Origin of the sequence: Acinetobacter sp. 5862, from assembly GCF_024494585.1 — a bacterium.
Lineage (GTDB): Bacteria > Pseudomonadota > Gammaproteobacteria > Pseudomonadales > Moraxellaceae > Acinetobacter.
In genome coordinates, this window is record NZ_JANHGP010000006.1 from 1 (window position 1) to 25,232 (window position 25,232).

Sequence of the window (25,232 nt, forward strand, 5' to 3'; positions counted from 1 at the left end):
TCATTGATGACTTTATTCTCGATAAAAATCATCTCCTACCACAGAGAATCTATAAATAATAGTGCGTAAGTCCTATACTATTCCACTGGTTTCTGAGTTCGGACAAAATAATTTGCAAATCTGCATTAATCTGAATGATTTGATAGGTAAAAAAATGAAAGGCTATAAAAGGCAAATACATGGCTCTAGCATGTTTTAAAATACCCTGTGCTTCAATTTGATACTTTTGTTTTTTATAGGTGATTTCCCCTTCACATTGGCAACGCACATACCAATAATCGCCAACTCCCCATTGTAAAGCTGAATGATTTTCTATTTCAGAGTCAATATTCACTTGGAGTTGACAACCGAGCTCATCATCATCACGCTTAAAATAATAATTTGGGAAATCAACTTGGATTTGATCTACATCTAAAAACTGATAACGGTCTTGCTCCAATTGACACTGCTCTTTGGCACTATAACTTTTGAGATGTCCAACAGTTGAGGCACTACTACTGACCAAAACGGTCGCAGTATCAATTGCCGTCGTAGTAATAGCACTGGCGTTATAACAAATCGGAATGCGAGGTTGACCGATTAGACTAATAAAATTTAAGTAATAAAAGGGCTCAGGTAAATTCGGCAGAATTAAAGCTTGATAAACAATTTTAAATAAGCCTTTTGGCGGATAAAATGTTAAAGCTTCTGACTTATTGAGGTTCAGCCGCTTTAATTGATTGTTATTCATCAATATTGGCATACTGAACCTCCATTTTTTTAGGGTGTTATTTTTGAATCATTCTTTTTGGCTAGTAATGTCGTGATGAAACCTGAAAGGATATAGAGAATAGATACAATCAGGATTCCTACTGGAATGTTGTACGTGATTGCTGCAAAAATCAAGACCACAGGCAACATCACAACAAAAGGTACACGTTTACGATCCATTTGTTTAAATGAATAGTATTTGATATTTGAAATCATAAGTAAACCAACACCAACCATCACAACAGAGTTGATTACTTGAATCACAATATCTTTTAAATCAAAAACAAATGGGAAATCACGACCGACCCACACCACTGAAATCACAGTAACAGCAGCTAATGGGCTCGCAATTCCAATAAAGTAACGCTTATCCACCACACCAATTTGCACATTAAAACGTGCTAAACGAAATGCAGCACACGCGGTATAAATAAAACAACAAGCTAAACCGATACGTCCAAGATCATGTAAACTCCAGCTATACATCAGAATCGCTGGTGCAACACCAAAAGCTAATAAGTCAGAAAGTGAATCATACTGCTCACCAAATGCACTTTGCGCACCGATTGCGCGTGCAACTCGACCATCTAATCCGTCAAGCAATGCAGCTAAAAAGATTGCGTAAATCGCCTGATTAAAGTTGCCATTCATACTCGCAATAATGGAGTAAAAACCAGAAAGCAACGCTGCTGTAGTAATAAGATTAGGCCATAAATAAATACCACGGCGTTTTACTTTTTGCCCTTCATGCGTTTGTTCTTCTTCTTCTACTTCAAAGGTGATGCCATCAAAAGAATGGTCTTCTTCATTTAAATCAGCATCAGGTTTAAGAGAATTTGTCATTATTTTCAATTCCTCGAGAATATTTTGACTTCTTTAGTGGCGAGATGGGTTATTCACCCACCAACCAACGCACAGCGGCATGACCACCATTTTCACTCATACGTAAATGCGGGAATAGCCATTGTAAGGCTTGATCTGCATCTTCAGAGAATTTCCAAGGGGGGTTAATCACGAGTAAACCACATCCGTTCAAGCCAACTGGCGTGTCATCAGGCCAAACACAAATTTCACAAATTAATTGGCGACGAATTCCTGTTTTGAACATTTTCTTTTCAAAACGTTCAATCATGGCGCGATCTTTGATTGGATACCAAACTGCAAACACACCTGTTGGCCATTTTTTATGTGCGGCTTGGAGAATTTCAACCAATTGTGGGAAGTCTTTACGCTCAATTTCGTAAGGTGGGTCAATCATGACCAATCCGCGTTTTTCTTTAGGTGGAATGACACCCATCAGACCTTCATAAAAATCACGCTCATGCAAACCCGCACGCTTATCACGAATATTAAAATACAATTGTTGAAACACATCACGCTGCATTTCAAATATAGTTGCTTTATCAATATCACGCATGACTTCAAGCGCAAACCAAGGTGAACCTGGATAAGCGCCTTTACCTGAATCTGCACGCATATCTTCAACAATTTTAAGATATTGTTTTATGCCTTCAGGTGCATTACGTTTAATCGAATCATCAAGCTTGACCAATCGATGGATACCCGTTAAAAACTCACCTGATTTTTGTGCTTCAGACGTAGATAAATCATATTTACCTGCACCACCATGGGTATCGATATATCGATAAGGTTTATCTTTAGCATTTAAACGAGCGAGCAGTTGAAGCAAAAGGACATGCTTCATAACATCGGCAAAGTTACCCGCATGGAAATGGTGACGGTAATTCATGTTGACAATTATTCCTCAATTCAAAGGATAGTTTAACATGAAAGAAAAAAGTATTCTTTAGCGTTGATGTGATCATCTAAAATTGCACTGTAATCAACTTACTAATGAACTGGAGTTCTATGCAACAAACCTCTTTTACAAGTTCATGGAACTTAGATCAAATTTTAGATGATTTAAATCAATTTGGTTTTGCTCTAATTGATGATGTCTACTCGGCTGAATATGTGGAATCGCTAGTACAAGAATGCAGCACCCATCTTGCTGAATTCAGAGCAGCAGGAGTACAAAACGGTGTTGTCAGTCATATCCGTAGTGACCATATTCTATGGATTGATGGTCAGTTACCGATTGCCCAACAGCATATGCAAGCTTTAGAAGAGTTCTCACAAGCGTTAAATCAGGCGTTTTATCTTGGGATTAAAGAAGTAGAAGCACATTTTGCCTGCTATAACGCAGGTGAATTTTATGCTTTACATCGTGATAATCCTCAACAAAAAAATGACCGAATGATTTCAACCGTTTTTTATCTACATAAAGATTGGCAGGAAGATTGGGGCGGTCAATTACGTTTGCAGGATAAAAATGGTCAATGGCATATCATCCAGCCCCTACCCAATCGTCTTGCAATTTTCCAGAGTGATTTATTACACGAAGTTCTATTATCGAAACAACAACGTTTATCCATTACTGCATGGTTACGTAGTGGAGGCTCAATCTGGAATCAGGGCTAAACCCTTTAAATTCAAGAAAACAGCCTTATATAGCTAAGCATAACTGATGATTATGGATCAATACATGTCGAATGAGACGAAACAAGTCATTGCACGAATTGGTGAAACTGACCAGCTCTTTTTAGAGAACAATAGTCCTGAACTTGCTTTAGAGCGTGCTGATCTGCGTTTACAGCTAGTCGTACTCAGCCATGTACGTCAGGAACAATTACACTTCTTACAGGAAGCAATCGTACTGCTTGAACAAGCACGTATTGAATATGATGAAATGCCATTAAGTTTGTATTTGAATTTGTCTTTATGTTTAGCCAAAGCGTATATGATTTACTTTGAGATAACCAAAGAGCAGCGTTTTGCTTTAATTACACAGCAAATTCTTAAACCTTTGGCATATACAGAACACTTAGAGATTTATTTCTTCTTGGCTTACGCTTCAGCTGCGAAGCAAGAACCAGCATTAACACGGCATTGGCTAACGAAATACGTATCTTGCTTAGAACATGATTTAGAGTTATTGCAGCTTCATCCTGCTTTTGGTGAAGTCCGCAAAGAAGAATGGTTTAGAATCCTATTACGCAATAAAGCTCACTGATGTGAGCTTTATTTTTACTGAATCATTATTTGGTACTGTCTACATGCAACTGTTGATTCAGTTCATCAATCACAATGGCCCATTCATCATCTTTGTGCCAATGACTTTTTAGAAAATCTCGCTGACCTACGCTCCAGAACTCAGCTTCATGTAATTTCTGGTCAGCACTGAGCTGATGGTTTTTTACAAAACTTTCAATTGAGGCATCATCTGCCTCCAGTCCAAGCTGCTCAAATAAAAGCTCAAGTGTTGGTTGTTGTTCAAACATTGTTATTCTCCCAAACAAGTTACTTCATAGAAATAATTTAACAGTAATACAGCTAACATACAGAAAGATGCCTATATTTTCTTGTTGTTTTTTGTGTGTACTTAGCATGAAAAAAGCACCTTATGAAAGGTGCTTTTTCAATCTATCAAACTGATAGATTAGTTCAACATGTCTGCAATTGCAGCACGTTCTTCTTCAAGTTCATTTAACGTGAAGTTGATACGCTCACGGCTGAACTCGTCGATTTCTAAACCTTGAACGATTTTGTATTCACCGTTTTCAGTTGTTACAGGGAAACCAAACATAACGCCTTCTGGAATACCATAAGAACCGTCAGAAGGAATACCCATAGTTACCCATTGACCATTTGTACCTAATGCCCAATCACGCATATGATCGATTGCAGCATTCGCAGCTGAAGCAGCTGAAGACAAACCACGCGCTTCGATAATCGCAGCACCACGTTTACCAACTGTAGGAAGGAATACATCTTTGTTCCAAGCCGCATCGTTGATTTTGTCTTTTAAGCTTTCGCCATTTGCTTTGGCAAAACGGTAGTCAGCATACATTGTTGGAGAGTGGTTACCCCAAACTGTCATATTTTCGATGTCAGAAACTGCAACACCCGCTTTTTGAGCAAGTTGAGTTAACGCACGGTTGTGGTCAAGACGTAACATTGCTGTAAAGTTTTTCGCTGGAAGATCTGGAGCAGATTTCATTGCGATGTATGCATTGGTATTTGCAGGGTTACCTACAACCAATACTTTAACGTCACGGCTAGCAACTTCGTTAAGTGCTTGACCTTGACCAATAAAGATTTCGCCATTTACTTTTAATAAGTCAGCACGTTCCATACCTGGACCACGTGGACGTGAACCAACTAATAACGCATAGTCAGCATCTTTAAATGCAACTTTAGGATCATCAGTCCCGATCATGCCTGCCAATAAAGGGAAAGCACAGTCATCAAGTTCCATCATTACGCCTTTAAGCGCTTGTTGAGCTTTCTCAAAAGGAACTTCAAGCAATTGTAAAATTACAGGTTGATCTTTACCTAACATTTCACCGCTTGCGATACGGAATAATAAGCTATAACCAATTTGACCTGCAGCGCCTGTAACGGCAACACGAACGGGTTGCTTCATGTGATATTCTCCAATGAGATGCGTTTGCACAATTGAACGCTAAAGTGGTTCAATCGAATTATCATAAACGGCAAATATTGTACTCTAAAGCAAACACAGATGCATGTAAAAGGGAATGGATTTCAACAAAAGTCTGATAGAAAATACAAATTAAATGAAGAAAAAGCTTAATAACTGCCTTTAATTGTAAATTCATTTGGACATCCCGTCACAATATGACTTGCACATTGTTTATATTGCCCATTTTTTTGATAACACACCCGAATCTCAGTCAAAATGGAATCAAATTTTGAAGACTGACAGGTAAAGCGAATTCCTGTAGGAGGTAATGACGGGTTTAATTTCATAAATTGTTGTCGAAGGTTTTCTTTTTGCACTTCAATGGTATTCGGACTCGTTAAATCAGCAGGTACTTTTAAGCGCTCAGCAAAATTAATAATCGTTCTAAAATATTGACTGGCATTCATCGACATACACCCTCCAACATTTTGCCAGAGTTGCACACGTGCATTTTCATCTGGCATTACACGCGCCACAACTTTAGCTTGCAAGGGAGATAATTTCGCAGAGGTTTTAGTGGAACAATCCCGATTTAAAGGAACTTCTGGCAATAAGCTTGCGATAGTAAGAGAATAACCTTCTAAACATTTACGCTGTTTTTGTCTTGATGAATCAAAGGAACAAGCTGCAGGAGTCATTTGAACATGCATCACATAACCCGAAATATCAGGGTTCTCTGCAGCATGTAACTGCGCAGCAAGTGACATGACCAAGTAACAGATCAAGATCTGCAATGATCGAACTAACCGTCCCTTGAATAAATTCATAAATTTCATCAAATATAAAAACTTCATTGTTTCAAATTAAATGTCTTTGTTTCTTTAAGGCTCATTGCGCACAGGTATTGTCCCCATCCTTTTTTCTAAGGATTGCGCGCCTAGCCCTAACACAACACCATAATGCGTCGCATTGGTCATCACATGTTTGACGTAATCACGTGTTTCCAACAATGGAATCGTTTCTGTGTATTGATCAGCCGCCATGGTTTGAAAATCTGGCTGCCATCGTTTTGCACGATTTGGTCCAGCATTGTAACCTGCTGTTGCTAATACAGCATTGCCACTCAGTTGGCTTTGAATCATTGACAGATAGTATGTCCCATAACGAATATTGATATTCATTTCACTTAGAGCCGCTGGGTTATAAGTTTCACCCATTTGGCGTGCAACTAACTTTGCAGTATTCGGCATAATTTGCATTAAACCACCTGCACCCACATGTGAACGTGCGGATGTAACAAACCGACTTTCTTGGCGCATTAAACCATATGCCCAAGCTGGATCAATACCAGCATTGTAACTGTGACTCGTGACATTACTACGGTGTGGTGTTGTATAGCGATAAGTATCATTATGGCGCGAGGTTGTACGATCTGCGGCATAGATTGCTCGGTCATACCAACCAATATCATACGCTTGCTTAGCGGCAGCTAAAAGTAAACCATCATCATGCTGCAAATACGCTTGGCGGACTGCCCAATTCCATTCGCGATTAATGTAATTTGCTGGTGCATCAATATTTTTTAACGCAAATGCACGTTTAAAGTGGATATTTTGGTTTAACCGTTGAATATCTTGTGAACTTGGTTGTTCGTTATAAGGCTGATGATTATAACGTTCGCCTAAACGATCTTTGGCTAGCAAATTATGGTAGTCATCCCCAGCTTGTGCCAGCTTACGATAAAGCTGTTGAGCAGCTTGCTTTGAAGCAGCATCTGAGCGCTGTTCAGAAGCACGAGCAAGCCAGTACTGCCAACGATCTTCTTGTTTCTGCGTGATTGACATGGCATCAATTGCACGAATTAAACTTTCCCAAGCACCAAAACGAATTGCTTGACGTGCATAAATTTCTGCCTCTTCTGGACTAAATGGATAACCATAACTTTGATCATAGGCATTTAACACTTCTCGGTTAAAGCCATTCTTCATGACCGTCGTTCCACCCACATAACCTAGCGTACGATATAAATATTTTTGTACAGGTTGAGGCGTATCTTGTGCAATACGCTGAATATTTCCTAAAGCATTGGTGAAATCACTATCTGCGACACGTCCCAATGCAAAAATTAGATATGCATAATCAGCATCGCTGGCTTTAGGAGCATTCCATAAATATGCCAATGGATTAGATTGGATCTGATTCAATTGAGCCAAGGACAAATCCAAACCTATAGTTTGAGCGGTCGCAATCGCTAAACCAGATTGGCCCGCTCGCAGTTGTCCCCAAAGTCGTTGTTGACGATCTTGAGCAGTCATCAGAGGACTAGATAACATCAGTCGCCCTAAACCATTACACGATTCAGGCTGTGTACTTGTTGTTAACCAAATATCTTTATATTCAGCAAAAACCAGACTATCCCCCGTTTTGGCACGGACTTGTGCAACCGCACAACTCTCTTCTTGGTCAGGATTAGTGACATAGCTGAGCACGGGTTTTGCTTCATTAAAACTGGCTTGTTTTACTTTTTCTTCGACATAATCTGCTGCTAATTTTTCAGCCATCGCTGATTGAGGATAACGTTGCGCAAAAGCGATAATTGAAGAAGCAGGTTGTAGCCCTAGGTTGGTATTCAATTTCCAATACTCAGGGTAATAACCTAATACATCATTTTGCATTTCATATTGATATTGATCGAGCAATGCAATATTGCCAGAACTCGCAGCACGTAGAGCATCATTAAATTGTTCGTCTAGAGCATATACAGATGAGCAGATCACCACGCCTCCCATCGCAACAAGTCGACGGAAGTTTTTCTTGTTATTCAGTTTATTGATCATGGTTGTTGTAAAATCATGTTGCTTATTCATCTTCATCAATACATTTGCCCAATTTTCCCTGCCCTCATAGTGTAATAAGTCTGCCTTCATACAATTGTTGTGTTATGTAACTTGCTGATTCATATTCATTAAAATTCATCCAATTTTATTCATAAACTGTCCATTTTTGTCAGTTTTTTATTCTCTGCGTTCTTACAAAAATACTGCTATAATCCGCGGTTTGTTTAAATCCACCTTGTTTAGGAGCCTGCATGACGGTTCAAACATTCATTCCAAGTGCTGTAAAAGCTGCTTCAGAAAACACTGTTACCCAGCCAACGCACACCACTGATGTTTCAATTAAAAAATTATATATTGAAACGCAAGGGTGTCAGATGAATGAGTATGACAGTCATCGTATGGCAGACTTATTGGGTGATTCACATGGTTACGTGCTCACTGACAATCCAAATGATGCAGACATTCTGCTCATGAACACCTGCTCAATTCGCGAAAAAGCACAAGAAAAAGTGTTCAGTGGCTTAGGTCGTTGGCGTAAACTCAAAGAACAGAATCCTGATCTGGTGATTGGTGTCGGTGGCTGTGTTGCATCTCAGGAAGGTGACAACATCCAGAAACGCGCTCCGTATGTGGATATGGTGTTTGGTCCACAAACCTTACATCGTTTGCCACAAATGTTGGATCAACATCAAGCTCAAGTTGAAAAGCCAAAGAAAGAAAAAATCAAGCTGGTTGATATTTCTTTCCCAGATATTGAAAAGTTCGACTTTTTGCCTGAGCCACGTGTGGAAGGCTTTAAAGCATTCGTTTCAATCATGGAAGGTTGTTCTAAATACTGTTCATTCTGTGTAGTACCTTATACTCGTGGTGAAGAGGTTTCTCGTCCACTGGATGATGTATTGGCAGAAATTGCAGGACTGGCTGAGAAAGGCGTGCGTGAAATCAGCCTACTTGGACAAAATGTGAATGGTTATCGTGGTGAAACGTTTGAAGGTGAAATTTGCACTTTCCCTGAACTGCTGCGTTTAGTTGCAGAAATTCCGGGTATTGGACGTTTACGCTATACGACTTCTCATCCGCTTGAGTTTTCTGATGATTTAATTCAATGCTATCGTGATTTACCACAAATGGTTTCACATTTACATCTGCCAGTACAAAGTGGTTCAAACGATGTACTGCAAGCCATGAAACGTAACCACACCATTGATGTCTACATTGATAAAATTGCCAAATTACGTAAAGTTCGCCCAGATATGCATTTATCTAGCGACTTCATTATTGGTTTCCCGGGTGAAACAGATGAACACTTTGCAGAAACATTACAGTTTATTAAAGATTTAGATTTTGATCATTCATATAGTTTTGTCTATTCAAAACGCCCTGGTACGCCTGCATCTGACCTGCCAGATGATACCCCAGAACAGGTGAAAAAAGACCGTTTGGCTCAAGTTCAGCAAGTGATTAAGCAATCAAGTATTGATAAAACTGATGCCATGCTCGGTAAAGTTGAACGTGTCTTGATTGAAAAAGTATCTGATAAAGATCCAAATGTATTGGTTGGCACAGCAGACAATACTCGTTTGGTTACATTTATTGGTGATGCGACATGGGTTGGACGTTTCGCAGAGATTGAGATCACTGAAATTAAAACTTTAAATTTAGTTTATGGTGAACTCTTGAATCTTGAACCTGACGTGGCGTAATGTAAGGGTATTCCTACACGTGAGCTAAAAGGGTTTCTCTTGACTTCAGCGATTAAACGTACTGTAACGTTCCCTGAAATTTCCATGGAACATTTAAAACGAATGCTCGGTGCATACAACGGGCATTTAAAGCAAATCGAACAACGTTTAGATGTCAAAATTACTCACCGAGGCGATGCCTTTTATCTAGACGGTGATATAGAAACAGTTGAAAGAGCCGAAGCACTATTGCAACGGCTTTATCAAGAATCAGAAATTTCCCCACAAATTAGTGCCGATGTCCTGCATTTGATGATTCAAGGTTCACAGACAGATCGTGATTTCATGGATGATTCCGAACAAGAACATACAGGCTTAGATAGCGTTTGGTTACAGACCCGCAAAGGGCGAATCAATCCTCGTGGTGCCAATCAAAAGCGTTATGTACAACGTATTTTACAAAGCGATATTTCCTTCGGGATTGGCCCTGCAGGGACTGGTAAAACTTATCTAGCAGTTGCTGCTGCAGTGGATATGTTAGAGCGTAATGAAATCCAACGAATCTTACTGGTTCGTCCTGCGGTTGAAGCTGGCGAGAAACTCGGTTTTCTACCGGGTGACTTGACCCAAAAAATCGATCCCTATTTACGTCCACTTTACGATGCTCTCTATGAAATGCTGGGCTTTGAAAAAGTGGCCAAACTGATTGAACGCCAAGTGATTGAAGTTGCTCCGCTTGCCTACATGCGTGGACGTACGCTGAACCACTCATTCGTCATTTTAGATGAGGCACAGAACACCACCCCTGAACAGATGAAGATGTTTTTGACTCGTTTAGGGTTTGGTTCGCGTGCTGTGATTACAGGTGACGTGACTCAGGTAGACTTACCTCGTGGGCAACAATCGGGCTTAGCACAAGCATTACGCGTACTTGAAAATGTGCATGAAATTCATATCACGCGTTTCCATTCTCGTGATGTGGTACGACACCAATTGGTACAAAAAATTGTTGAGGCTTACGAAGGTTGGGACAGTGAACAGCAACGCCTGTCTGCTGAAGCCCGTGCCGAACGCAAAGCCAAACAAGAAGCATTGATTGCAGAAAATGATTCTGCGGCAGATGCGCAACACATTTAAAAATCCCCCTCCCCCCTTTTATTGCAATACTTTAATCGCATATCAGGGGGACGATTTTAAGGATCTATTTTGAAAATCAATTTAAGTCTTCAACAAGACTTTCAAGCGAATGAATTACCACTAAAACGTGGTCAAATTAAAAAGCAGATTGAAACCACACTCCGTCATGTTGGTTTCGACGTAGACTGCGAAATCGGAATTGCCTGCGTTGACCTCGCAGAAAGCCACGAGTTGAATCTACAATACCGCGAGAAAGACAAACCCACCAATGTACTGTCCTTTCCAAGTGATATTCCAGAGGAAATGCTGAGTTTACTGGATGCTGAACCTTTAGGTGACTTGGTGATTTGTATCCCTGTGGTTTTACAAGAAGCCGCAGAACAGCAAAAAACACCAACTGATCATTTCACGCATTTATTGGTTCATGGCGTTTTACATTTACTGGGCTACGATCACGAAACCAGTGAAGCCGAAGCAGAAGAAATGGAAGCTTTAGAAATTGAGATTTTAAAAAAACTAGGGATTGCCAATCCTTATCAAGCCGATGAAAGCTAATTTAAGACACTATGTATATCGTTATTTTTAAAGCTACTGTTAAAGAACTGGATTCAACTTACTCAGAAATGGCTCAAAAGCTGAGGAATAAAGCCTTGAGCCAATTTAACTGCATCAGGTTTGAAGCATGTAGTGAAAATGGTTTTGAAATTGCCTTGTCTTATTGGCATAGCATGGAAGATATTAAATGTTGGCAACAAGATGCAGAGCATCAAGTAGCCCAGCGTTTAGGCAAAGAAAAATGGTATCGGGATTTTAGTGTTGAAATCTGCACAGTTGAACGTGCTTATTTCAGTCAAAAAAGAGATTGTGTATAAATACCAACTTATCCACAAATGTAATAACAAAACGGCTGAAGATAAGGCATTAGGTTTTATTCAATATGCTGTTCGCCCATATAATCAATGCACTTCAAATTCAGCATCGACAGGATCAAAACGCCAGGTACGCACAATTCTAAGCTCAGAAATATCTTTCATATTGGCATCAAAAGCTCCAAATGGTGCACCACGGCGTACAGAGGCTTTTGCCGCCTCATCCAGAATTGCATGTCCTGAACTTTCAATGAGACGAATGGCACGGATACCCCCCTGTGCATTCAGGATCACCATTAAACGTACTTCACCCGATAAATGTTGTTGTTTCGCTTCATCTGGATAATAACGATTACCGTATAGTTCAACTTTTTGACGAAATTTATCAAGATAAGCTGCTGACGCATCTTGTTTTGCCTGAATCCCATCTACTGTTTTAATACGTTGTTTACGACTAAAATTTTGCTGACGTTGTAAATATTGTGCTTCCAAACTCGCAACCATCGCGGCTTTGGCTTGAAATTGACTCTGTAACTCATCTAAGGTTTTTTTACGTTCAGTTTGCTCTACTTGCTTCTGCCAGCTTAAAACCGTCATGAGCACTTTTTCTTCAAATTTTAATTCTCGTTTTTGCTGGACTTTCTCTAAACTTTCGAGCTCAGACTCTCCTGTTGTCGCATCTGCTTCCATCGGAGCTGGCATATCACTCGACATACGATGTGCTTCACGAAAGTCACCTGAACCTTTTTGATCAGCTTGCGCCAAGAAATCGGCATCTTTGACTTTTTCTTGACTTGTACGAACCGTAACTGCGATTTCTTTGGTTGATGTATCTGTAGGTGATGGCATTGCGAACTGAATTGCAAGCACAGCACCATGTAGAAGCATCGCTAACGCAACTGCCCCGATAAAAATTGGATCTTGCCACCAGTAAGGGGACAGTACTGAACGAAAATTTCTTTTATTCCACATGGCATTCAAGCGACAAAATATGTCTCATCCCCAACAGCAATCACCGTATAAAACCAAACTAATATTCAAAATATTAAAAAAATGTGATCCACTTATAGTCACAGTGTTTCTGTACCATCATTTTATGAAAATGTAGCAATTAATTTTGCTACACTGCAAGTCAGAAATTTATTTTTATTTTTTAGCTAATACCAAGATCGTGGTATTGCAGTCAGATTTGTTGATGATTGAGTTCGGTTAGAAACATCAAAAAATCTATAATCAATTCACTTTCTGGAACAACTTTTATGCAAACGCTAATTTCATCCGTTGTTAAACGTCTACGTAAAGTTTACCAAAAAGCAGAAGAATTCATTGAAGAAGAAAGAGAATTTGCACTTTCACAGGTATTTGTGAATGCGACAATGGAGCGTTATGTCACAGAAAAAGTTGGAATTATTCAAGATCTACACGCTGATCTATATGATGGATGGCTACGTTTATATTCCACGATTGATGTTAAAGGGCTACATACCACCTTATCCGTTGATTTAAAACTTATTCAAATGGAAATGAATAAAGATGTTCAACTGATGGTGTTCGAACAAATTAGTAATACACAAGTGATTGAAGCATCATTTAAGAATATTTTCCAAAAATGGGGATTTTATATTGCGATTTGGTATTACCAAAAATTTCGTGATGAAGATCCTTTAGGAAAAATCTTAGAGCATTTTGAAGTTGTTTCAGTCAAAGATGAATTACTCTATTTAGATTTAAATCGCTGGTTTAAAAAGAAACCGAGTATTATTGAAACGCTGAGCAAAGTTCATGTAAACTGCGCCAGAGTCCGTCCAGCCGAACTGATTGTTTGGGGGAACGTCAATTTGGCTGCCATTTTGTATCCGCCAAATGAAGATGACTTTGATGAAGAGGGATTAGATGACACAGAAGTCACACCAATTCAGCAAAAAGACACTAGAAAATAATCGTATTGAATAGGGTGGTATGAATTTCAGATTTATGCCACTTACTCAAATACCATCATGATTTATACGAAAAATTAACAAGCATTGAGTAAAAAACCTGATTTTTTCTTCATAATCTACAGGCATAATAATCACAAATCTTAATGATAAATGAATGATTGCTCATTGATGATCATTCAAAGGATGTATAGCGTGATGACAAAGAAATTATTGAAAGTAGTGAGTATTACGTCGGCTGCCCTGTTCAGTGTCAGCATGTCTAGCCATGCTCTAGCAATGGCACCTTTCCAAGCAAGCTATCAATTTAGCTACAACAACAAAAACCTCGGTTCAGCGACACGTACACTTTCGCAACAAGGAAATAATTGGACCTATCAGTTTAGCGCAAAAGCAGGCGGAATTGCCTCAGCCTCGGAAACGAGTCAATTTAGCTTTGTGGATAATAAAATTACTTCACAAAAGTTTAGCCGCAGCAGCAAAATCTTAATTCACAGTAATACGATGAGTATTAACTTTAATCCAAACACTAAAGTTGTGAATACGAAAAAAGATGACACCGCCCGCTCATTCCCATGGCAAGCAGGTGCGTTAGATGAACTGAATGCTGAATTGCAAATCCGTGAGGATTTAAAAAGTAATTCACTTAGAACCAAATATTTAATTGCTGATGCAAAAGCTTTAGATGAACGCCGTTTTGTTAAGCAAGGCACAGAAACCATCAAAACCAATTATGGGACGTTCAGCACCATTAAAGTCGTTATGCAACACGATAAACCAGAACGTAATACGGTATTTTGGTTAGCACCAAAACTTGATTACCTACCTGTCAAAATGGCACATAATGATGGGAAATCTTCTTATGGCTTATTATTAACAGGCTATTCAGGCAAAACCAACTAACCATCTGGTCAATTTTAGCTTGCAATTTTTTAGATGCTTTTTAAAATATGCCTTTGCTTGAAAAAGCATCCGTTTAGAGGATTCTCCCGTGTACGCTTTAGAACAGAAAATCTTAAATGAAGGTATCGTTCTATCTGATCAGGTTTTGAAAGTTGATGCTTTCTTAAATCATCAAATTGACCCCGTGTTAATGCAACAGATTGGTAAAGAGTTTGCTGCTCGTTTTAAAGATGCAGGCATTACTAAAATTATTACGATCGAAGCTTCAGGAATTGCACCTGCAATCATGACTGGCTTGGAGCTGGGTGTTCCAGTAATTTTCGCGCGTAAATACCAATCTTTAACACTCAAAGATGATCTTTACCGTTCTAAAGTGTTCTCATTCACCAAACAAACTGAAAGCACTATCGCGATCTCTAACAAGCATCTTAACGCAACAGATAAAGCGCTTGTAATTGACGACTTCTTGGCAAATGGTCAAGCGGCATTAGGTTTAATCGATTTGATTCACCAAGCAAATGCTGAAGTTGTGGGCGTGGGTATCGTGATTGAAAAGTCATTCCAACCAGGTCGTGATGTGTTACTTGAAAAAGGCTATCGTGTTGAATCTTTAGCGCGTGTTGAGTCGTTGACTGATGGCAAAGTTAGCTTTATCACAGAATAAGCCTGACTGCTAACGAAAGGGCGCCTTAAGCGCTCTTTTTTATATTGGAAAATGAAAAAATACTACACATCGCAAGTGTCATGCCAAGCGCAATCAAGGTATCATGACAACAATTTTGCTGCCCCATATTCACTGGTTTCAACACCTATCTTGATTAACCACAGAGAATGTTTTAGAGAAAGTTATGCGTACATATTTAGACCTTTTACAACATATCCTCGACAATGGCGGCGATAAAGGCGATCGTACAGGTACGGGTACACGTTCAGTATTTGGTCATCAAATGCGTTTTGATCTTTCTAAAGGCTTTCCACTATTAACGACAAAAAAAGTACACTTCCGCTCTATCGTAATTGAACTACTATGGTTTCTGAAAGGTGATACCAACGTTCAATATCTCAAAGATAATAAAGTCAGCATTTGGGATGAATGGGCAACCGCAGAACAAACTGCGCGTTTTGGTCGCCCTGAGGGTGAACTTGGTCCTGTTTACGGGCATCAATGGCGTAACTTTGGCGCAACCCAGAATGAAGATGGTAGCTATCAGCAAAATGGTTTTGATCAGATTCAATGGCTTGTGAATGAAATTAAAACTAATCCCAATTCACGCCGTTTGATCGTTTCAGGCTGGAATCCCAATGAGGCTGGGAAAGTGGCCTTGCCGCCCTGCCATACCCTGTTCCAGTTTTTTGTTCAGGACAATAAGCTGTCATGCCAGCTTTACCAGCGCAGTGCGGACGTTTTCTTTTTATTCCCCCAAATCAATAATTCACAGTACGAAGTTTTAGCTGCTTAGAACCTCTTACTTTTTTACGTTTATACTAACGTTTAAATTATGCACAGTATGTTATATAACTTAGTCTATGCAGTAATTTGGCGTACATTATGGATGTTAGAGTTTGTTCAAATATAAAACTAGACTTATCTAAGTCATGTTTAAATCATCATGCTCAGAACATAAAAATTGATAAAACAATAAATGTTAATGGAGTCGTTGTATTCGACGATAACGTTAAGGTTCTCCCTCTCATTTCTGAGTATTTATCCTATTACTCCAAGCATGAAAAAATTTCATATAAGTCCGCAAGTACTTACGGTAAAAATCTAACTTACTTCCTGCAATATATCCGTACCCGCCAAGATTATAATGATGATGAAAGTGATGATGTATTTATTACTGTTCCTTCATACGTAATACAAGAATATTTGACTTTTTTAAGTCGCGATCAAAATATTAGCTCATCTACTGTTAGAAATCGTGATGCCTCTATACGGGCTTTTATAGAGTTCTTATGCTCATCTACAGAAGGTCGTAAGCCACTTAGACAAGATAATCCTTACGAGAAAGGCTATCTATCAAAAGCACCAAAACGAACAGGTATAATTGCTTGTAATCTAGATGATCTTTTCATATTAATTGAATCAACTTCATCTGAACGAGAAAGAGTTTTACTTCAATTTTTGTACGACTCAGGCCTTCGTCGGTCAGAACTTCCACGTGTTACGCTCAAACACTTTAAGGATGCTGTAAATTTTAATTCTCAAAAATTTATATCTCGAGAATCAGACAAAGTAATCTGTCTAAATTACGTACCACTTGAAGTTCAAGGTAGTAAAGGTCGTGGAAATGAAATCAAACACCGTTGGACGTTAATCAGCTCAGCAACTATTGAGCGTATTCAAAAATATCATGCTTCCCCACTATATAAAAAATATGCAAGAAAATATGCTACGCCTACTGAGACTCCTGCATTTTTAAATGCTCAAGGGACTCCTTACACTCCATCTGCCATCAATAAATTACTAGAACGACTAAGCAAGCGTGCTATTAAGCAAGGTCGTCTTGATAGACAAATATCCCCACATAAGCTCAGACATGGTAATGCTTATGCAATTTTACAATCAAATGACTTGGGAAGTGACTATTTAGATCGACTTGTGATTTTACAAAAAAACTTAGGTCATAATCACCTAAATACCACTCAAATATATACCAGTATTCCTCAAGATATCTATAACTCCATGTGTGATGAAAAAGGTGATCTCTTAACTAGAGCTGAAAAGATGAAACGTTTAAGTGAAAAAACTCAGTTAAAGATCTGTATTAAGGATATAAAGTGAAAAATAATGGGAAAGCCACTGATCACCTAGTAAAAATATGGGTAGACAACCTATTACAGTCCCCAAATCATCTATTAAAGTTACCACTTAGTAATGATTTTAAGAGCCCTTGGGGGGTTAATGTTCTGTCTGATTTTTTATCAAAAGAGCTACCTATTACTCTGAGCGAGGCTCGACATAGAAAACACCTTACAATGCCATTAATAGAAAAGATGGCTGAAATGCAAATTATTGTAGAAGAAGCATCAAGCAGAGAGAATTTGATTCGCCAGAGAATACTCGATTGGTATAGTAATCTGAGCTTTGATGATAAAAAAAACCTCCCCCGCTTAGCTTTATATCCGAGTAATATTTGTTTTAAATCAATAGGTAGTGAACAACGTTCTTGGGCATCTTTATCAACTCAATATGAATGGATCGCAGAAGTAATTGATTACATTCATGAAGACCTTCATAACTTAGGAATTATCTCGGCAGACTTCAAAACAATTAAAAGTCGTAAGAGAGCAATTAAAGATGCTAAGTCCGTTATCAGCCAATGGGTATCAACCATATCTGATGATATAGACGCCATGTGGGATATACCAGTTACAAAAGCCAATACAGATTTGGGTTTTAACGTAGCAATCGAACATATTCAAACCGTTCTAGGCATTTCGGAGAGCTCAGCTAACAATTATAGAGAGTTAGCTTATCCATTAACTCAAAAAATGATTGAAAAAGGAATTTTAGTATATCCAAAAGGCAACTCAGGAGCTGGAGCCGTTGAAAGCAGGAGGAAACTGCTAAATTGGTACAGAAAGCTAAACTTGAAAGAAAAAAGCCAGTTACCAATTTTTGGTAACAAAATCTCACTTGGGAAAATGCATACAAAGCAATCTCCTATTACTCAAAGTGATTTACGTTTTGATATTGTCAAAGATGCTTGGGATTTCATTCACAAAGATCTCGAAAAACTTGGTTTATTAAATACGAATTATAAAAGTGTTTCTGAACGAAATCATGAAAGGAAGAAACTTCTAGATATACCTCGTGAAACTATGAAGGAGCGTTTCAACAGATTAGCTACTCTCAAACTCAATAGTGTACTCGACTTCATCGAACCTTCTGAGTTAGAGCCTTTTATTCAGATTGAACAACTTTTTGCCTCACAGATGAAAACCCTACCTTCTAATTCAGGACGAAGTAACTACACAAATGCATGCGGCCTATTTGTAGAATTTCTATCTGAATTATACGGATCTAGCCCTTTACGAATTATTGACACTTTTGATGAGTATCTATTATCCAAATATAGAAGTTATCTTGAGGACAAAATAATACAAAACAATATATCAAGCCATCATGCAAATACTATTTTAAGTTCAGTACGTATGACATTTAATAGACTGACTAAAGTAAAGAATTTAGAATACAGTTTTTTTGATGTACAGGGATTCGATGCCCATAGGCAAACGGACACAAAAAAACCCTTTAGTAAGAATGAACGAATTCAAATATTAGAGGCTATCGAAAAAGCGATTTCTGAAACTCAATTAAGTTTAGAACCCTATAAAAAAACAGGTATCGGAATAAATCCTCTGGATCAACATGGAAATAGAATAAAAGGTCTATCAAACCTAGATAATGCTCGTTGGCTGTTTGAAAATTTTTTGGATTGTAAACCTGTTCATCACAATACAGCTAAAACCCATATTGAAAAGGCATTTCTCAGTATTATTAAAGATTCGAAAAAAGGTCTGAATGAGGTCTATGAAGAATGGGGAGTCACACCGATGATCGGAATAGATTTATTAGTGCCTTATATTCTAAGACTCGCTCAAGTTACAGGTCTAAATACTGATTCCATACTATTCCTAGACATAAAGGATTTTGAAACTCGCCATCCAGCCACATCTAGACCATGCCTAAGATATTGGAAAGAGAGATCCGATGGGTATAAAGAGTATCACCTTGATCTTATCAAGGCGAAGATAACTTGGCTCACAGAAAGCCAATCTAGCTCTGTAAAAGAAATTTTCAAACAGGTAATTCAAATGACTAGTTGCATCCGTGAAAATATCGAGGATAGCATGATTAAGGATAGGCTCTTCATTTATCAATCAAATAGTACTAAAAAACACGGACAAATCAGTTCTTTACTTGGAACTAACGAAAAAAATGCGAGTCCATTAGGTCATAGTATTGCTAGATTTATTGATAAATATCAATTAAAAAATGACCATGGCCAACCTATAATCCTTACAATAAGTAGGTTTAGACCAAGTTTCGTAAGTGAAATGCTTGAAGCTGATGTACCTATAAATGAGATTCAATTGATGCTTGGTCACTCATCCTTGCATACAACTATTGGCTATATCGACTCTTTAGATTTTAATTCCATTAGCAGAAAGAGGCTTAATGAGAAATTGATGGAAATTCATCAATCAACTTTAAATAGTCGCTCCGAAGAAAAAATTAAAACAATAGAAATCAAAAATGAGGAAGAGTTGGGAGTAACATTTAAAACCAATCTGGCTGCATGCAGAAATATTTTTGATCCACCTGACTTTGTAAAAAAAATGGCTTCTTATACTCCTGGAACGCCCTGCTCGCAATATAACAAATGCTTAAGTTGTGACAACGTCATTATTACAGCAAATTATCTTCCTGAGCTATTTGCAATGAAGCGTGATTACCTAGCTATTTTAGAAAATTCACGAGTGATGGATACTCCTTACGGAAAAATTATCAAAGAAAACCTAGAACTCCTAAGTTATATTACAGATCCTGAAACTTCAGATTTTTCAAAGGAAGAACTAGAAATTGGAAAAAATAGATCCAACTATCTTGGATCTACAATAACAATTGATGGAGTAGTGTAATGGATAAGGAAGCGAAAATAAGTATATTGACGGGTTTTGTTAATCATCGCCGCTATATAATGAATGAGCTAAACACTGCTAAGAATTTAGATAGTGATCTTCATCCACAAGAATCTATAGAGTCCACTACATACATAAACGCTCTTATGGAAAGATCTGTCTCAAAAATATCTAAATTTTCCGATAATGTTTGGGATTTTAATTCTGATTATCCTAATGCAGCACAAAATGTAAAAGGCGCAAAACTGCGCATTAATTTTTTAAAATACAAAAATATTCCAAAGTTTGTACTAACAGAACTAAAAATCATCTTAGAACTTGCTTTACTTAACAATCTTATTTTCCGACCTAAACTTAACAGCAGGAAAAATAGTAAAAAAGGGACTCTAAAAGTTAATTCTTTGATTCCTATTTTTGAGAAAGGGTTAACATTTATTAATCAAATATTCATACAAATAAGTCAAGAGCTAGGTTATGAGTTTGTTCAAACACAGATTAAAACACTCTCCGAGGTAAATACCGAGCATTACCATGAAGCTGCCAAAAAATACGAATATGTAAAAGGTAGAGAATTAGATCAATTTTTTGAATACTTACGTAGCCCTAGTGCTGTTAAATATGTATTTGATAAGCCTCTAGCTTATGTTGAACTAAATAGTTTAAATTGGAGGAAACTTCCAAGTACTGAAAAAAAGAATAAGGAAAAAGTTTTACCCGATAATGTATTTGAAAATTTATCCAAAATAGCATCTTTAATCGTAGTGGACTTTTTGAATGCGACAGGTCAAAAATCAAAGATCTTGGATATCAATTCTTTAGAAGCTTTATACTCTAGTAAATATTCTTCTTGGGCAAATCAAGTACGAGTTAATCATGAAATTTTGAATGCCTATATTGCACTTCGATTGAGAAATAAAGGATACTCATCAAGTTCCGTTTTAAGCATCATCGAGCCCTATGATTGGATGTTAAATAAAAATGGCCTAGCATGTGGATTAACATTGAGGAAAGCCCTAACTAGTCGCAACTACCAATTAGATAAACTCCGTGAATACTTCAATCTAGTCTCATATTCATGCGTGTACTTAGTGGCTCAATATACAGGTATGAGGCCATCTGAATTAGCAGAAGTAAAAGTACAAGATTGCTCATGTTTAGTAGAGGAGCATGAAGTCTGGCTAATTAAAAGTACTGTAAAAAAGCATCAACAAGAGATTAATACAGGTTTGTTTGATGACAAATGGGTAGCTATACCTATTGTTAGAGATGCAATATTAGCAGCATCATATATAGCAAAAATTAAATCATCACCTTATCTTATCTCAAATATGGACACAGTGAGCTCTAGTAATTCACCTATACCGATGGGCAGTACTGGCATTACCCATCAGATGAATAATTTTATTGTGAAAATTTTGGATGCTACTGTAGCTAATCAAATTAAATTTTATCCATATATGCTACGCCACACTCTGACCTATCAATTATTTAGAGCAGAAGTCGGTTTACCTTTAATATCTTTTCAATTAAAGCACTTCGTAGACAGTGTGAGTAAATTTACCTCACTTGGAGCAACTTCTTCAGTTACGTTAGGCTATGGAGAGATTGGTGAAATGCTCTCAAAGGATGGAAGCCGAACAGGTAATAAATCCTTGCGACGCTCTGCTGAATTAGAAGCTGTTAAAACTGTTCACAATCCAAATGGTACATATTATGGTGGTAGAGCTGTTGAGCATAAAACTAATCTGATAAAGTTGTTTCAAGGCTATATGGCTGAAGGCTACACCGAAGAAGAAGTGTATGAAGCAATGGCTGACCAAGGAATGGCTATTGTGTATGTTGGACAAGGCATTTGTTATGGTAATAGAAATGAAGAATACGATACGACTTTACCTTGCATCGGCAGCCTAAGATGTAATCCGGCTAGATGTTCACAAGCTATTGTCACCAGTAAACATGCTCCGAAATGGCGTGAAGTCTACATCTTAAATAAAGCAAATCTTAATAAACCAGAATATGCTCATAATAGGGAGCAAATTCAGGCAGCAATTGACGAAGCTGTAATGGTTTTAAATAGTCTTGGTGAAATGGTTGAACTATGAATAATCAAGCTTATGATCAAAAAAATAGTGAAGACTATGAAATGAATACGTTAAGTATTAACAAAGCACTATTAGAAATCGAGCAAGATCCAAAGCTCAAGGCCACTATTGCACAATTATCAAAAATGACAGGTATTCATCGAAATACAATTACAAACCGTGATTGGCCTATCCAGAAACTAAAAGAAATCAAAGACAAAAGAAAACTCAAGGATGAAGAAAGTAAAAACCATATGGTGGTTAATGAAATTTCGTTGGGTGAAAAACTAGTTCTAACACAAAATGAAGTTATCTATTGGTTTAATCAATACCAAGATATAAAGCTTTCTTTTGAAAATACAAATAATCAGTTAAAAAAACTAAAAGAATCGAATAATTACTATAGAGAGATGTATGAAAAACATAAAAAGCAAGTTGTTTTAGCTGAGTTAGAAATCAACCGCTTAAAAGAACTGTTAGACACTAAAGGTATTAACCCAGAACTACTTAAACATTAGTTTAAAAAGAGGACTCTGTTTGGATGATGACTTTAAGTTTTAATCAAACAGAGAACTCTTTTATGAATAAATATTACTTACACTGAAAATGGATAAGCAATAGGTTCGTGATACTGATACCCTTCTACCTCGAAATCGTCTAACGTTACCCACGTTTCAATATCTTCTAGCGTTTTAATCGCAGGGTTGATATAAAGTTTTGGTGCAGGATAAGGCTCACGTTTAAGCTGAACATCACGCATAAGCTTCAACTGATCTTCATAAATATGTGCATTCACAATTTTATGATAAGCCTTTCCAGCCTTATGTCCTGTAATTTGGGCCATGAGGGCTAATAACGTGAAGACTTGAATCTGGTTAAAATTTTGACCTAATGGAACATCACACGAACGTTGTGATGATGTTAAATAAAGTGTATCTCCGACCAAAGAGAAGGTGTGAGTATGCATACAAGGTCGTAAGCATCCCATTTCAAACTCACCTGGGTTATAGAAAGTCAGAATTTCACCACGATCATCAATACCGTTTCGCAAGTCATCGTAAATCTTACGAAGTTGGTCAAATTCTTTACCTTCTGAGTTACGCCAATGACGCCCTTGGACTCCGTATACTCGCCCCATATCGTCTTCACCTTTACGATAAGGGTTAGCTAACCATGCTCCATTTTCATTAGCATTTGCATTCCAAGTATTACAGCCTATAGCCCTAAACTGAGCAGCATTATCATACCCACGCAAGTAGCCTAGTAACTCTGCAATCGCAGCCTTCCAATAACTTTTTCGAGTCGTAACCAAGGGAAATTCATTTGCCCCTACGTTGTACTCTAAATCAGCATTAATAACGGTTAAACAACGCTTTCCAGTTCGTTCATTTTCAACCCATACGCCTTCATCAACTATGCGTTGACACAAATCTAGATATTGCTTCATTTAACTACCTTAATGTTACAGTTCAATGCTTTATGAACCGCAACAAAATCTACTATAAGTATGAAAATTTCATATTATAGATCGTTAATAGTTTATTGCACAGACTCAAGATCTTTGCTTAATAATCCTTTTCCATCTCTAACATAAATCTAGATTTTTTCTGCTTCTTAAAATCACCCCAAGGCATTTTTCTATATTTAGGATAAGAAACATATAACCATCTTTTTGCCCTAGTCACTGCAACGAAAGCACTATTTCTCTCATCTTCGAATTGCTCTTTTGAAAGTGCTCGATAATCTGGGAATACCCCTTCACACATGCCCATTAAGAAAACAATATCTTTCTCTAATCCCTTCATAGTATGAACTGTACTTAAGGTCAAACCTTTCTCTGAGTTATTTTCAGAAAGCTGTCCTAGCACCAATGCATTCCTAAAAGCCTTCAGAGAGTCGCCTATCCCTTTTCTTTTAAAGATTGTCCATGTGTGATTAAACTCATCTAGTTCTTGGATACTCAATCTAATATCTTCATATTTGGTATCTGAAATATTTGATTGTCTTCCAATCCAAATAGTGAATTTATCACGAAAGTATTTGATTAATTTAGGTATTTTAGGATTATCAACTTCCAAACTATAAACAGCAATTAATAATTCTGATAAGAGTTGTCGATTAGGATCACTTGAAATATTTATTTTATCCGCTAATTCCAATAACACATCATTATTCCAATTTAGAGGTTCCTCTAATTGGAGTAGTTGACATAATTTTTTACCATTAACCCAATCCTTTGGATTCAACTTAATTCGAATAGAAAAATCTAAGGTTTTAGCAAATTTAGTTGATGGTTCAAGTAATCTTTCCCCTTTTTTGAGAGAATAGACAATATTATTATCTCTAAGCACCTCCTCCAAACTACTAAATACAAAACGATTTCTCGCTATAACTACCATCTTATCAAGTGTAATTTCACCTTCAATTTCATCATGTATTCTCATTTGAAGTAAATTTTGTATCTGAGCTAAAATCCCCCTTAGCTTCCTCTATTTCGTCCTCATACTCATTAAAATGTACCTGCCCCTTCAGAGCATACTCACTTACAACCTGAGAATCCGATTTTAGCTTATTCACAACTTGAATAACTTCTCTAGTACTTCTATAGTTATCTTTTAAGTCATATTTTTTTGGTAAAAAATCCCTTACAAATTCATCACATAGATATCTATTAGATGACCCATTAAAACCATAAATCATCTGATTAGGGTCACCAACCATAAAAACACTTTTTAATGTATCGCCACAAAAAGCTTTGATAAATTCATACTGTATTTTGTTAAGATCTTGAGCCTCATCAACACAAATATGTTTATATTTAGCTCGGCTTTGTTGCACAAAGATTTGAAATGCAAAGCGCCCCTAATTGAGCCAAATTTAAGGCGTAACTTGGGTAAGTGG

The 25,232-nt window shown here is 37.5% G+C and carries 23 protein-coding genes and 2 pseudogenes; 14 read left to right on the top strand and 11 right to left on the bottom strand.

What is annotated here, in order from left to right:
* Positions 1–73: 73 nt before the first annotated feature.
* From NO346_RS00270 to NO346_RS00280, 3 genes and pseudogenes are all read right to left on the bottom strand, one after another.
* Positions 74–742: pseudogene (locus tag NO346_RS00270) on the bottom strand (hypothetical protein); the annotation flags it as partial.
* Positions 743–759: 17 nt separating this feature from the next.
* Positions 760–1,593: a CDP-diacylglycerol--serine O-phosphatidyltransferase gene (gene pssA / locus NO346_RS00275; protein ID WP_087537275.1), complete on the bottom strand. Its 834-nt coding sequence runs from the start codon at positions 1,591–1,593 to the stop codon at positions 760–762.
* Positions 1,594–1,642: 49 nt separating this feature from the next.
* Positions 1,643–2,500 (bottom strand): 23S rRNA (adenine(2030)-N(6))-methyltransferase RlmJ, encoded by an 858-nt coding sequence (locus NO346_RS00280; RefSeq protein WP_256413847.1) that lies wholly within the window; start codon positions 2,498–2,500, stop codon positions 1,643–1,645.
* A 119-nt stretch (positions 2,501–2,619) separates the two neighbouring features.
* On the opposite strand from NO346_RS00280, the gene NO346_RS00285 reads away from it, so the two are divergent.
* Both NO346_RS00285 and NO346_RS00290 read left to right on the top strand, forming a co-directional pair.
* Positions 2,620–3,231: a 2OG-Fe(II) oxygenase gene (locus NO346_RS00285; RefSeq protein ID WP_256413848.1), complete on the top strand. Its 612-nt coding sequence runs from the start codon at positions 2,620–2,622 to the stop codon at positions 3,229–3,231.
* A 64-nt stretch (positions 3,232–3,295) separates the two neighbouring features.
* Positions 3,296–3,823, top strand: coding sequence for a hypothetical protein (locus NO346_RS00290; RefSeq protein ID WP_256413849.1), 528 nt, complete (start codon positions 3,296–3,298; stop codon positions 3,821–3,823).
* A 25-nt stretch (positions 3,824–3,848) separates the two neighbouring features.
* Here the strand turns inward: NO346_RS00290 and NO346_RS00295 are convergent, their stop codons facing one another.
* From NO346_RS00295 to NO346_RS00310, 4 genes are all read right to left on the bottom strand, one after another.
* Positions 3,849–4,091 (bottom strand): DUF2789 family protein, encoded by a 243-nt coding sequence (locus tag NO346_RS00295; protein WP_256413850.1) that lies wholly within the window; start codon positions 4,089–4,091, stop codon positions 3,849–3,851.
* Positions 4,092–4,249: 158 nt separating this feature from the next.
* Positions 4,250–5,236 (bottom strand): malate dehydrogenase, encoded by a 987-nt coding sequence (locus NO346_RS00300; protein ID WP_005162390.1) that lies wholly within the window; start codon positions 5,234–5,236, stop codon positions 4,250–4,252.
* Positions 5,237–5,403: 167 nt separating this feature from the next.
* A complete protein-coding gene (locus NO346_RS00305) occupies positions 5,404–6,090 on the bottom strand; it encodes a ribonuclease I (protein WP_371924457.1) in 687 nt (228 codons plus the stop codon).
* Positions 6,091–6,117: 27 nt separating this feature from the next.
* Entirely contained in the window at positions 6,118–8,025 is a 1,908-nt protein-coding gene (locus NO346_RS00310) for a transglycosylase SLT domain-containing protein (protein ID WP_371924459.1), read from the bottom strand.
* A gap of 299 nt (positions 8,026–8,324) precedes the next feature.
* Between NO346_RS00310 and miaB the strand changes: the two genes are divergently transcribed.
* From miaB to NO346_RS00330, 4 genes are all read left to right on the top strand, one after another.
* The gene (gene miaB, locus NO346_RS00315; RefSeq protein WP_256413852.1) at positions 8,325–9,776 is read left to right on the top strand and encodes a tRNA (N6-isopentenyl adenosine(37)-C2)-methylthiotransferase MiaB; all 1,452 of its coding nucleotides are present in this window, start codon (positions 8,325–8,327) and stop codon (positions 9,774–9,776) included.
* Between the two features lie 39 nt (positions 9,777–9,815).
* Complete coding sequence (locus NO346_RS00320) at positions 9,816–10,892, top strand: PhoH family protein (protein ID WP_087542771.1); 1,077 nt, start codon at positions 9,816–9,818, stop codon at positions 10,890–10,892.
* A 69-nt stretch (positions 10,893–10,961) separates the two neighbouring features.
* Positions 10,962–11,447, top strand: a complete 486-nt coding sequence (gene ybeY, locus NO346_RS00325; protein ID WP_005162402.1) for an rRNA maturation RNase YbeY — start codon at positions 10,962–10,964, stop codon at positions 11,445–11,447.
* Between the two features lie 11 nt (positions 11,448–11,458).
* Positions 11,459–11,764, top strand: coding sequence for an antibiotic biosynthesis monooxygenase (locus NO346_RS00330; RefSeq protein WP_256413853.1), 306 nt, complete (start codon positions 11,459–11,461; stop codon positions 11,762–11,764).
* A gap of 84 nt (positions 11,765–11,848) precedes the next feature.
* Here the strand turns inward: NO346_RS00330 and NO346_RS00335 are convergent, their stop codons facing one another.
* The gene (locus NO346_RS00335; RefSeq protein ID WP_256413854.1) at positions 11,849–12,733 is read right to left on the bottom strand and encodes an energy transducer TonB; all 885 of its coding nucleotides are present in this window, start codon (positions 12,731–12,733) and stop codon (positions 11,849–11,851) included.
* Positions 12,734–13,020: 287 nt separating this feature from the next.
* On the opposite strand from NO346_RS00335, the gene NO346_RS00340 reads away from it, so the two are divergent.
* The 8 genes and pseudogenes from NO346_RS00340 to NO346_RS00375 all read left to right on the top strand — a co-directional run bounded on the left by NO346_RS00340 (position 13,021) and on the right by NO346_RS00375 (position 22,849).
* The gene (locus tag NO346_RS00340) at positions 13,021–13,701 is read left to right on the top strand and encodes a hypothetical protein (RefSeq protein ID WP_256413855.1); all 681 of its coding nucleotides are present in this window, start codon (positions 13,021–13,023) and stop codon (positions 13,699–13,701) included.
* 195 nt (positions 13,702–13,896) lie between these two features.
* Positions 13,897–14,601, top strand: coding sequence for a DUF3108 domain-containing protein (locus NO346_RS00345; RefSeq protein ID WP_005162415.1), 705 nt, complete (start codon positions 13,897–13,899; stop codon positions 14,599–14,601).
* Between the two features lie 88 nt (positions 14,602–14,689).
* On the top strand, positions 14,690–15,265 hold the full coding sequence (locus NO346_RS00350; RefSeq protein WP_249571388.1) for a xanthine phosphoribosyltransferase: 576 nt from the start codon (positions 14,690–14,692) through the stop codon (positions 15,263–15,265).
* 184 nt (positions 15,266–15,449) lie between these two features.
* Positions 15,450–16,052, top strand: a pseudogene (thyA, locus tag NO346_RS00355) (thymidylate synthase); the annotation flags it as partial.
* A gap of 98 nt (positions 16,053–16,150) precedes the next feature.
* Entirely contained in the window at positions 16,151–17,386 is a 1,236-nt protein-coding gene (locus tag NO346_RS00360) for a tyrosine-type recombinase/integrase (RefSeq protein WP_004668611.1), read from the top strand.
* Positions 17,383–20,250 (top strand): site-specific integrase, encoded by a 2,868-nt coding sequence (locus NO346_RS00365; protein WP_178883237.1) that lies wholly within the window; start codon positions 17,383–17,385, stop codon positions 20,248–20,250. Before NO346_RS00360 ends, NO346_RS00365 begins: the two co-directional genes overlap by 4 nt.
* Entirely contained in the window at positions 20,250–22,352 is a 2,103-nt protein-coding gene (locus NO346_RS00370) for a site-specific integrase (RefSeq protein ID WP_178883238.1), read from the top strand. The genes NO346_RS00365 and NO346_RS00370 overlap by 1 nt, the downstream gene beginning before the upstream one ends.
* Positions 22,349–22,849, top strand: coding sequence for a hypothetical protein (locus NO346_RS00375; protein ID WP_069120387.1), 501 nt, complete (start codon positions 22,349–22,351; stop codon positions 22,847–22,849). Before NO346_RS00370 ends, NO346_RS00375 begins: the two co-directional genes overlap by 4 nt.
* A gap of 77 nt (positions 22,850–22,926) precedes the next feature.
* Here NO346_RS00375 and NO346_RS00380 read toward each other — a convergent pair whose 3' ends face one another.
* The 3 genes from NO346_RS00380 to NO346_RS00390 all read right to left on the bottom strand — a co-directional run bounded on the left by NO346_RS00380 (position 22,927) and on the right by NO346_RS00390 (position 25,169).
* A complete protein-coding gene (locus tag NO346_RS00380; protein ID WP_069120389.1) occupies positions 22,927–23,778 on the bottom strand; it encodes a thymidylate synthase in 852 nt (283 codons plus the stop codon).
* A 118-nt stretch (positions 23,779–23,896) separates the two neighbouring features.
* A complete protein-coding gene (locus tag NO346_RS00385; RefSeq protein ID WP_256413857.1) occupies positions 23,897–24,775 on the bottom strand; it encodes a 3'-5' exonuclease in 879 nt (292 codons plus the stop codon).
* Positions 24,762–25,169 carry a UvrD-helicase domain-containing protein gene (locus NO346_RS00390; protein WP_256413858.1) on the bottom strand — a complete coding sequence of 136 codons (408 nt, stop codon included), beginning with the start codon at positions 25,167–25,169 and terminating at the stop codon, positions 24,762–24,764. Before NO346_RS00390 ends, NO346_RS00385 begins: the two co-directional genes overlap by 14 nt.
* Between the last annotated feature and the right edge of the window lie 63 nt (positions 25,170–25,232).

Excerpts from the sequence above, each read along its gene's own strand:
- NO346_RS00360 (WP_004668611.1), top strand. The coding sequence starts at position 16,151 with ATGGATGTTAGAGTTTGTTCAAATATAAAACTAGACTTATCTAAGTCA.
- NO346_RS00305 (WP_371924457.1), bottom strand. The coding sequence starts at position 6,090 with ATGAAGTTTTTATATTTGATGAAATTTATGAATTTATTCAAGGGACGG.
- NO346_RS00345 (WP_005162415.1), top strand. The coding sequence starts at position 13,897 with ATGACAAAGAAATTATTGAAAGTAGTGAGTATTACGTCGGCTGCCCTG.
- NO346_RS00385 (WP_256413857.1), bottom strand. The coding sequence starts at position 24,775 with ATGAGAATACATGATGAAATTGAAGGTGAAATTACACTTGATAAGATG.
- NO346_RS00310 (WP_371924459.1), bottom strand. The coding sequence starts at position 8,025 with ATGGGAGGCGTGGTGATCTGCTCATCTGTATATGCTCTAGACGAACAA.
- NO346_RS00340 (WP_256413855.1), top strand. The coding sequence starts at position 13,021 with ATGCAAACGCTAATTTCATCCGTTGTTAAACGTCTACGTAAAGTTTAC.
- miaB (WP_256413852.1), top strand. The coding sequence starts at position 8,325 with ATGACGGTTCAAACATTCATTCCAAGTGCTGTAAAAGCTGCTTCAGAA.
- NO346_RS00295 (WP_256413850.1), bottom strand. The coding sequence starts at position 4,091 with ATGTTTGAACAACAACCAACACTTGAGCTTTTATTTGAGCAGCTTGGA.
- pssA (WP_087537275.1), bottom strand. The coding sequence starts at position 1,593 with ATGACAAATTCTCTTAAACCTGATGCTGATTTAAATGAAGAAGACCAT.
- NO346_RS00285 (WP_256413848.1), top strand. The coding sequence starts at position 2,620 with ATGCAACAAACCTCTTTTACAAGTTCATGGAACTTAGATCAAATTTTA.
- NO346_RS00330 (WP_256413853.1), top strand. The coding sequence starts at position 11,459 with ATGTATATCGTTATTTTTAAAGCTACTGTTAAAGAACTGGATTCAACT.
- NO346_RS00380 (WP_069120389.1), bottom strand. The coding sequence starts at position 23,778 with ATGAAGCAATATCTAGATTTGTGTCAACGCATAGTTGATGAAGGCGTA.
- NO346_RS00280 (WP_256413847.1), bottom strand. The coding sequence starts at position 2,500 with ATGAATTACCGTCACCATTTCCATGCGGGTAACTTTGCCGATGTTATG.
- NO346_RS00300 (WP_005162390.1), bottom strand. The coding sequence starts at position 5,236 with ATGAAGCAACCCGTTCGTGTTGCCGTTACAGGCGCTGCAGGTCAAATT.
- NO346_RS00335 (WP_256413854.1), bottom strand. The coding sequence starts at position 12,733 with ATGTGGAATAAAAGAAATTTTCGTTCAGTACTGTCCCCTTACTGGTGG.
- NO346_RS00290 (WP_256413849.1), top strand. The coding sequence starts at position 3,296 with ATGTCGAATGAGACGAAACAAGTCATTGCACGAATTGGTGAAACTGAC.
- NO346_RS00370 (WP_178883238.1), top strand. The coding sequence starts at position 20,250 with ATGGATAAGGAAGCGAAAATAAGTATATTGACGGGTTTTGTTAATCAT.
- NO346_RS00375 (WP_069120387.1), top strand. The coding sequence starts at position 22,349 with ATGAATAATCAAGCTTATGATCAAAAAAATAGTGAAGACTATGAAATG.